This is a genomic window from uncultured Maritalea sp. (assembly GCF_937139385.1).
In the GTDB taxonomy this organism is placed as follows: domain Bacteria; phylum Pseudomonadota; class Alphaproteobacteria; order Rhizobiales; family Devosiaceae; genus Maritalea; species Maritalea porphyrae_A.
Genome location: NZ_CAKZPW010000392.1, coordinates 1 through 7,645 on the forward strand (window position 1 = coordinate 1; position 7,645 = coordinate 7,645).

Annotated in this window: 6 protein-coding genes; 4 read left to right on the forward strand and 2 right to left on the reverse strand. The window is 49.5% G+C overall.

Annotation, left to right across the window (positions count from 1 at the left end):
* Nucleotides 1-413: 413 nt before the first annotated feature.
* The 4 genes from Q0231_RS15615 to Q0231_RS15630 all read left to right on the forward strand — a co-directional run bounded on the left by Q0231_RS15615 (nt 414) and on the right by Q0231_RS15630 (nt 3,933).
* Entirely contained in the window at nt 414-959 is a 546-nt protein-coding gene (locus Q0231_RS15615) for an NADH-quinone oxidoreductase subunit B family protein (protein ID WP_299349002.1), read from the forward strand.
* A gap of 69 nt (nt 960-1,028) precedes the next feature.
* Complete coding sequence (locus tag Q0231_RS15620) at nt 1,029-2,549, forward strand: glycosyltransferase family 39 protein (RefSeq protein WP_299348988.1); 1,521 nt, start codon at nt 1,029-1,031, stop codon at nt 2,547-2,549.
* Nucleotides 2,549-3,322: an SDR family NAD(P)-dependent oxidoreductase gene (locus tag Q0231_RS15625; protein ID WP_299348990.1), complete on the forward strand. Its 774-nt coding sequence runs from the start codon at nt 2,549-2,551 to the stop codon at nt 3,320-3,322. Before Q0231_RS15620 ends, Q0231_RS15625 begins: the two co-directional genes overlap by 1 nt.
* Nucleotides 3,323-3,411: 89 nt before the next feature.
* Nucleotides 3,412-3,933 carry a helix-turn-helix domain-containing protein gene (locus Q0231_RS15630; RefSeq protein ID WP_299348993.1) on the forward strand — a complete coding sequence of 174 codons (522 nt, stop codon included), beginning with the start codon at nt 3,412-3,414 and terminating at the stop codon, nt 3,931-3,933.
* Nucleotides 3,934-4,005: 72 nt separating this feature from the next.
* Here the strand turns inward: Q0231_RS15630 and Q0231_RS15635 are convergent, their stop codons facing one another.
* Both Q0231_RS15635 and recJ read right to left on the reverse strand, forming a co-directional pair.
* Nucleotides 4,006-5,244, reverse strand: a complete 1,239-nt coding sequence (locus Q0231_RS15635) for a cyclopropane-fatty-acyl-phospholipid synthase family protein (RefSeq protein WP_299348995.1) — start codon at nt 5,242-5,244, stop codon at nt 4,006-4,008.
* Between the two features lie 193 nt (nt 5,245-5,437).
* A complete protein-coding gene (gene recJ, locus Q0231_RS15640; RefSeq protein WP_299348998.1) occupies nt 5,438-7,228 on the reverse strand; it encodes a single-stranded-DNA-specific exonuclease RecJ in 1,791 nt (596 codons plus the stop codon).
* Nucleotides 7,229-7,645: the final 417 nt, after the last annotated feature.

Sequence of the window (7,645 nt, forward strand, 5' to 3'; positions counted from 1 at the left end):
CCAATGTTACAGCATATACATCGCCATTATTCCACGAAATTGTTGGCGTTTGCGTTGGACCGCTTACAACAACCTCCGGCAATTCTGGCCACTGGTTTGGCACCATGTTTTCACCATCCGTGGCAACACGGCAATTGCCCTGCAATATCCACGAAATGGCACAATATGGCGAGGTTGAAAAACTGTTGAACCTGTCATTGAAAGGCAGGTTTGCGCCTCGCGTATCGCGCACAACCCCTGTGGGCATACAAGAGGCCAATCGCTCTTGCGGCCAAAGCAACTTCGCTGTCGCTTTTGCCCTACATATTTTTGCCATGCCAGCATTGGGTTCTAGAGTGTCGTGCATGTCGCAACTGTTCTATATTGGTGGCGCGAAATTGATGAAAGTGCTGTCAAAACAATGGAACAGCCCTATGACCGAAACAAATACTCTTTCAACAGATTTTGCAACGCAACAAAACCAAGATCAAGCGCACTGGGATAGTTTCTCAGACAAATTGGCGGACAAGGGATATCTTGTCACCAGTTCCGCCGCCTTGATCAATTGGGCGCGAACGGGCTCTCTTCACCTCCTCAGCTTTGGGTTGGCGTGTTGCGCCGTCGAAATGATGCAGTTCCTTACGCCCCGCTATGACTTTGAACGGCTGGGCATGGCATTTCCGGGCACACCGCGCCAGGCGGACTTGATGATTGTGGCGGGCACCGTTACCAACAAAATGGCACCTGCTTTACGAAAAATATACGACCAAATGCCGGAACCGCGCTATGTGATTTCAATGGGGTCATGTGCCAATGGCGGTGGTTATTACCATTATTCATACTCCGTCGTGCGGGGGTGCGATCGGATTATACCTGTCGACATTTACGTTCCCGGCTGCCCACCAACTGCCGAAGCGCTGATGTATGCTGTGTTGTTGTTACAAAAAAAGATACGCCGCACCGGCACAATCGAGCGCTAGAGTGCACTAGCTCTATGGTTCAAAACGCCTTATAGAACAGCACCAACGTGGCGTTGTGTTGAGGCGAATATGGCAAAAATCGAAAATCAAAACCCAGCAGCCATTGTGCCAAGCGCTGGCTTGTCCAATCGGTTCATGATTTGGGTATTGATCTATTTTGCCGCTCTAAAGCTGTTAGCCAGTTTTTCTATGCAGCCGCTAGGTGACGAGGCTTACTATTGGCTTTGGGGCCAAAATATCTCGCTCTCCTATTTCGATCATCCAGGGCTTGCGGGCTGGGTGCTTGGTGCGACTGATGCCATTTTTGGCACATCACTCTTTGGGTTGCGCATTGCCTCGGTTCTAACGAGCATTGGCTCAGTTTGGTTCTTGTGGCTATACGCTAAGCGCATCCTGCCAGAACAGCGCAAAACCGTGTTTTTGTTCATCACCCTCATGGTTGCAGCTTCGCCAACGCTTTTTGTTTGGTCAACGCTTGTCTATCACGATCATTTGCTGATTTTTGTTGCACTCGCCGCCATGTATTTTTTTACCTGCTATTTGGGTGACGAAGCCAAGGATCGTACAGGACAATTGCATCATCTTTATTTGGGTGCATTGTTCTTGGGATTGGCGGGGCTGACCAAATATAGCGCCGTTTTCATGGGGCTAGCGGTTGCAATTCTAGTGTTGGCGCACCCTAAGTTGCGCCATTTGCTGTTGCAGCCACATATTTATATTGCGGGTGCGCTGAGCGCCACAATGCAAGCGCCAACTTTAATCTGGAACATAAATCGCGACTTTGCTTCTTTCGGATTTCACCTAAATGACAGGCATGATTCCCACTGGCTTTCGCAGTTCAATCCGGACAGCTTTTTCAACTTTGTTTTGGTGACATTGTTGCTTTTCGGCCCGTTTTTAGTGCCGCCTTTTGTTCGACTGTTCAGAAGCACAACCGATGACAATTTTATTGGCATGGGCATTTGGATTGCGCGCCTTGTCACAGTCATGTCGACTAGCACTTTCATGTTCATCTCTTTGTTTTCGTTCACCCTTTGGTATTGGAGCGACCTTTCCTACATTTTGATGCTTGTGATGCTGCCCGCGCTTGCGATGCGCAAGTGGTTGGCAATTTCGCACATTTGGTTTGGTGTTATTGTCGCGACCTTGGTGTGCTTTAACTACACTGTTGTGCCAATCGCCAATTTGATGGGGCAGCGCGATATTGAAGCGGGAACGGTTTATGGTTGGTCGGGCATTGCCGAGTTTGTTGCTGAAGCAGAGCAAGAATATCAGCCAACCTTTTTGGCCGCCACGCGTTTTCAATCTGCTTCGCAGCTTTCTTTTGCCATGCAACGAACAGATATTACTGCGATTGAGGTGCGGCCCTCTCAATTTGATATTTGGGAAAATCGCAACGAAATCGCAGGCGGCACAGCGCTGATTTTGCAGGATGAATTTGGCCATTTAGAAGAAATGGAAAGCCGATTTGCTTCACTTGAAAAGGTGGGCGAATATGAAGTTCAACAGTTTGGTTTTCCGCTTTTGAAATACGAATTATATCTGGGCACGAACTACAAACCGCGGGCCACAACGCTTGTGAAAGAATAATGGAAAAGAGCGCAAAACCAACAGCGTGGATCATTGGCGCGAGCTCTGGTTTGGGCGCATCACTTGCTGTTCGTTTGGCCAACGAAGGCTATCGGGTTGCCATTTCGGCAAGACGTGCTGAGCGGTTAGATGAGTTAGCTGAGCAGCATACTGATCTGACCACCTTTCCACTTGATGTGGCCGATCCCAACGCCGCCCAAAAATGCGCCGCCGATGTGCTTGCGACATTTGGACGATTGGATTTGGTGGTGTTTTGCGCCGTCCGCTCCAGCACAGACCAATCAGCCCATCTCAATATGGCAAATGGCATGGCTGTTGGCCTGTTAGGTGCAACAGCTGCGTTGGAACCGGTGCTTGGGCATATGAAGGCGCGCAAGGCGGGGCATATCGCCTTGGTCGGATCGCCAGTTGGATTTCGTGCCTTGCCCGGTACTCGTTCGTATGGCGTGGTGAAATCGGCATTGCACTATTATGCGGAGTTGATGAAAATCGAGTTGGCGGCCCACAACATAGATGTGCAGCTGATTTTGCCCGGTTTCGTTGAAACAGAGCTGACACAAGGCAATACGTTTCCCATGCCAGTTTTGATGTCTGTTGATGAAGCCACTACGCGTATTTGGCGCGGCCTTGGCAAACCACGGCGGTTTTTGATTGCCTTTCCCAAACGTCTAATTTGGCCCATGAAACTGTTGGGTTTACTCCCTGTCTGGATTTATCAAGGTCTTTGGTCAAAACTGGCGCACCGAATAAACGACGAAAAGAAACGCGATTAGTCGTCGTCTGTCGTGCGCGTGTCGGGGCTATGACGTGGTGCAACCCGGCCCATCGACCTAGTCAGTCTGGGCGACAAATAGGAGCCAAGATGAGCATTATTGATAGACGCCTTGAGAGAGGTTGGACGCAGGAACAACTGGCTGAATTTACGGGCCTGAGCGCACGTACTGTCCAGAGAATTGAGGCTGGGAAACCGGCAAACCTTGAGTCCCTTAAATGCCTTGCGGCCGTTTTTGAAACCAATGTCGCTGAATTGATTGAGGAACAAAAGATGGCAATGAACACCGACACCAATCCTACACCCGACTCTAAGACCTACTACGAATCTGAAGCAATAGATTATGTGAAGAGATTGAAGGAATTGTACAAACACGCAGTTGTCTTCATTGTGGTTTCACCCCTGCTTGTGTTGCTCAACTACTTTATCAGTCCAGGCATATGGTGGGTGATATTCGCCATTGCGCCGTGGGCTTTCGCGGTGTGTATGCACTTCCTAGCGGTCTTTGGATTTTTGAAGTTTTTGGGACCAGATTGGGAACAACGCCAGTTTCAAAAACGCATGCGTTCGCATGAGGTGGAAGAGTCAAAATCTAAGATGTTCAAAAAGTAGGGACGTCCCGGCACAAAGCCGGGACAAACTGGCACAAAGCGGGACGTTTCAGCCCACTTATCCCCGCCCCATTTAGTCGTTTCGACGATACTGGTAAACGCCAACATCGATCATATTTTCAGCAAACCCAGCTTCGCAATAACTCAAATAATAGATCCATTTTCGCTTGAACACTTCGTCAAAACCTAGCTTTTCAATTTGTGGCCAGGCCTCGATGAAATTCTCCCGCCAAATGCGCAATGTCTTTGCGTAGGATTGGCCAAACAGCACTTGTTTTTCGAGTGTCAAACCAACAGCTTCGCCTTGTTCTTTCATGGCTTTTTCGGTCAGCAACATGCCGCCGGGGAAGATATAGCGCTGAATGAAATCGACGTTCTTCCGGTAAACTTCAAAATCAGTTTCGTTGATCGTGATCGCTTGGATCGCGGCGGTGCCGCCCGGTTTGAGGCGGTCATGCACTGTCTTGAAGTAGATAGGCCAATGGTCCTCGCCGACTGCTTCGATCATTTCAATTGAGCAAACATGATCGAATTGATGTTCCGTGTCCCGATAGTCCTCGATCACCAATTCGGTTAATCCGTCTAAGCCTTTGCTTTGCATACGATCTTTTGCAAACTTAAGCTGCTCGACAGATAGGGTAATCCCTTTCAGTTCGCCACTATAGTCTTTCGCCACTGTTTCAGCGAACGCGCCCCAACCGCACCCAATCTCTAGCACTGACGAGCCTTTTTCAATCCCAGCCATATCGGCGACAAGATGGTTCTTTGCCCATTGGGCGTCAGTAAGTGTTTGATTATCATCCGTATAATAGGCAGACGAATAGACCATCGTCGGGTCAAGCCAGAGCGAGTAAAAGTCATTTCCCAAATCGTAGTGTTCGGAAATGTTCTTCTTCGCGCCCTCTTTCGTGTTCCGCCGTGACATGTGATAGGCCATATCGTGGGCCGCACGCTGGAAAAAATTCGGCTTTTTGCCGACCAATTGGTCCCTATTGATGAGGAAAAAGGTGAAAAGTTTCACCAGATCGTCAACCTCGATATCCTCGTTCATATAGGCGGAAGCAAAACCCACGGTGCCGCGCCGCGCCGCTTCACGCAGGACATTGAAGTTGTTGAGTTTGAGCGTGGCCCTTGGGCCGGCGTTCGTTTTGTCCCCCAGATTAATTGATTTTCCTGAGGGTAGAATTACTTTTAAGCAGCCGTGTTTGATGCTGCCAACGGAACGTTTACCCAACCAACCAACAAGACTTGAAGCAAGTTTTGACCACAATGAGCCTGAAGCGCTCGTCTGATCCAGTGCAAAGTCACTCATACCAATAATCCGGCGTAACTTGCTGATTCAAGGCATTCAAATATCACGCATAAATGCGCAAAAGCCTCATGATCTGCAACGCCAAGGCCTCCCTAAATTACTAACTGAAGTTTAACGGGACTGCATTTTTCTTGCAAGCCCATTTCACAAGCCATTGATTTAGCGGTAACTTTGAGGTTCGGCGGGATTAAGGCTAACCCATAGGTGCTGCATCCATAATCCTGAGCTGAACCTCTTCGCGCCCTTGCCAATGGTTTATTGATAACGTTCCAACCACATGAATCGGATCAGAATTTCTTGCTTCAAGTAAGAATTGACCAAGGGCCGTATCAGCTGCGCGAAAAGCAATGCCATTTATACGGGCGCGGTCTTGAGAGATAAGGCTGACTTTGACATGTCCACCAACGCCCACAATGTCAGAAAACGTTACCCGATGAGCCGGCAATGCGAACACGGGGCCAGGGTTACCCGAACCAAAAGGCCCTGCTTTTTCAATCGCGTGTAAAAAATCGATCGTGGCTCCGCGCGCGGTAAGGGCTGCATCGACTTTTAGTCCGCTGTCTTTTTGCGCCGACTGAACGTCATCTTCAAGCTTTTCGCTCATATAGCTTCGAAAGCCACCAATTTGCCCCTTACTGACCGAAATGCCCGCTGCCATGGCATGCCCACCACCTTTTGGTATCAAACCCTTTGAAACGGCTTCTAGCACTGCAGCACCAAGATCAACACCGGGGATCGATCGGCCAGACCCGGTTCCGCTTCCGTCTGGACGCTGGGCAATGGCAAACGCGGGTCGGTTAAACCGCTCTTTTAGGCGCGCCGCGACCAGCCCCACAACGCCTTGGTGCCAGTCGGGGGATGCAACAACGATAATGGGAGGCCCCTCGCCTTCGCCAATTTCGGCTTCAGCAACAGCTATTGCTTCATCTACCGCCTGTTTTTCGATCTGCTGGCGTTCAACGTTAAGTTGATCGAGTTGAGATGCCAAATGCATCGCGTCATGCTCGTCGCTGGTCGAAAGCAGTTTTGCGCCCAAACTCGCATCACCTATTCGCCCACCTGCATTTATGCGAGGACCAATTACAAATCCCAAATGATAGGGGTTTAATGGCCCGGAAACCCGCGCCGCCATCGCCAAGGCGGCAATTCCTATGTTTGAGCCTTTGCGCATGGTTTCAATGCCGCGCTGCACGAAGGCACGGTTTAGGCCTTTTAGGGGTACAACATCGCATACGGTGCCCAAGGCCACCAAGTCCGTCATACTCATCAAATCGGGTAGCGGTTTAACACCTGCGTCCCGCAGTCTGCGATTAAGGGCAACCAATACCATAAAGGTAACCCCAGCAGCGCAGAGGTGCCCCAACTGTGAAATATCATCAAGACGATTTGGGTTGACCAATCCATCGGCTCCGGGCAATTCGCCATCAACCATATGGTGGTCGATAACCAGTATATCGACCCCCTTCTTTTTCGCATGGGCGATTGGCCCGTGGCTGGTGGTGCCACAGTCTAGCGTTACGATCAAAGTTGCGCCGTCGTCGATCAATTGGTCGATTGCGCCATTGTTGGGGCCATAGCCTTCGAATATCCGGTCCGGGATATAAACCAGTGGGTCCAAGCCAACACCTGTGAGATAACGCGTGATCAACGCCACCGATGTGGCCCCATCAACGTCATAATCGCCAAAAAGCGCCACTTGTTCATTGTTTTGCACAGCGCACACCAAACGATCCACAAGCTCTTCCATGCCCGTCAGCATGGTCGGATCGGGCATCAAATCGCGCAATGTTGGTGTCAGGAACTGCTCAGCATTCTCAAGCGACACGCCACGGCCAGCCATGACCCGTGCAACGATTTCGCTGATTTGAAGCTGTTGGCTCATGGCCGTGGCGGCACGGGAAGCATTTTCGTCTAACCGATCCAGCCATTGACGACCGGAGATAGATTTTTCAACGCCGAGGAAGTGTTTGGTTCGCTGCAACATAGCTAAGTGCTAACGCGCAAACAGCAATTCGTCGAGCAAAAATCGAAACGGTAATCATTTCGGCCGGTTGGAAATACTAAAAATTGAATTTCTTACGTTTTACAATTATTTCATCAATTCAAAGCAACTATTACTCAATACAGTAATAAGCAAAAACACAGAGATATAATAAAGGTTCTACGTAGTTTTAATCAAGCAAACCAAAGATCCAAACGAGTCACTTTAGGCCATACTATTTGGATCGCCTAGATTGCTATACTGTTTTCGTCTTGAACACGCGAATGCGGAGCGAGCAATCAGATAGTCATCCAACAGGCAGTTTGAAGTGATGCAACACTTCCCTCTGTCGTTTTACTCGCTGCTTTCTTCGTGATTATGCTGATGGCATATTGCTTTGAGCATAGGAAAACAGCTCCA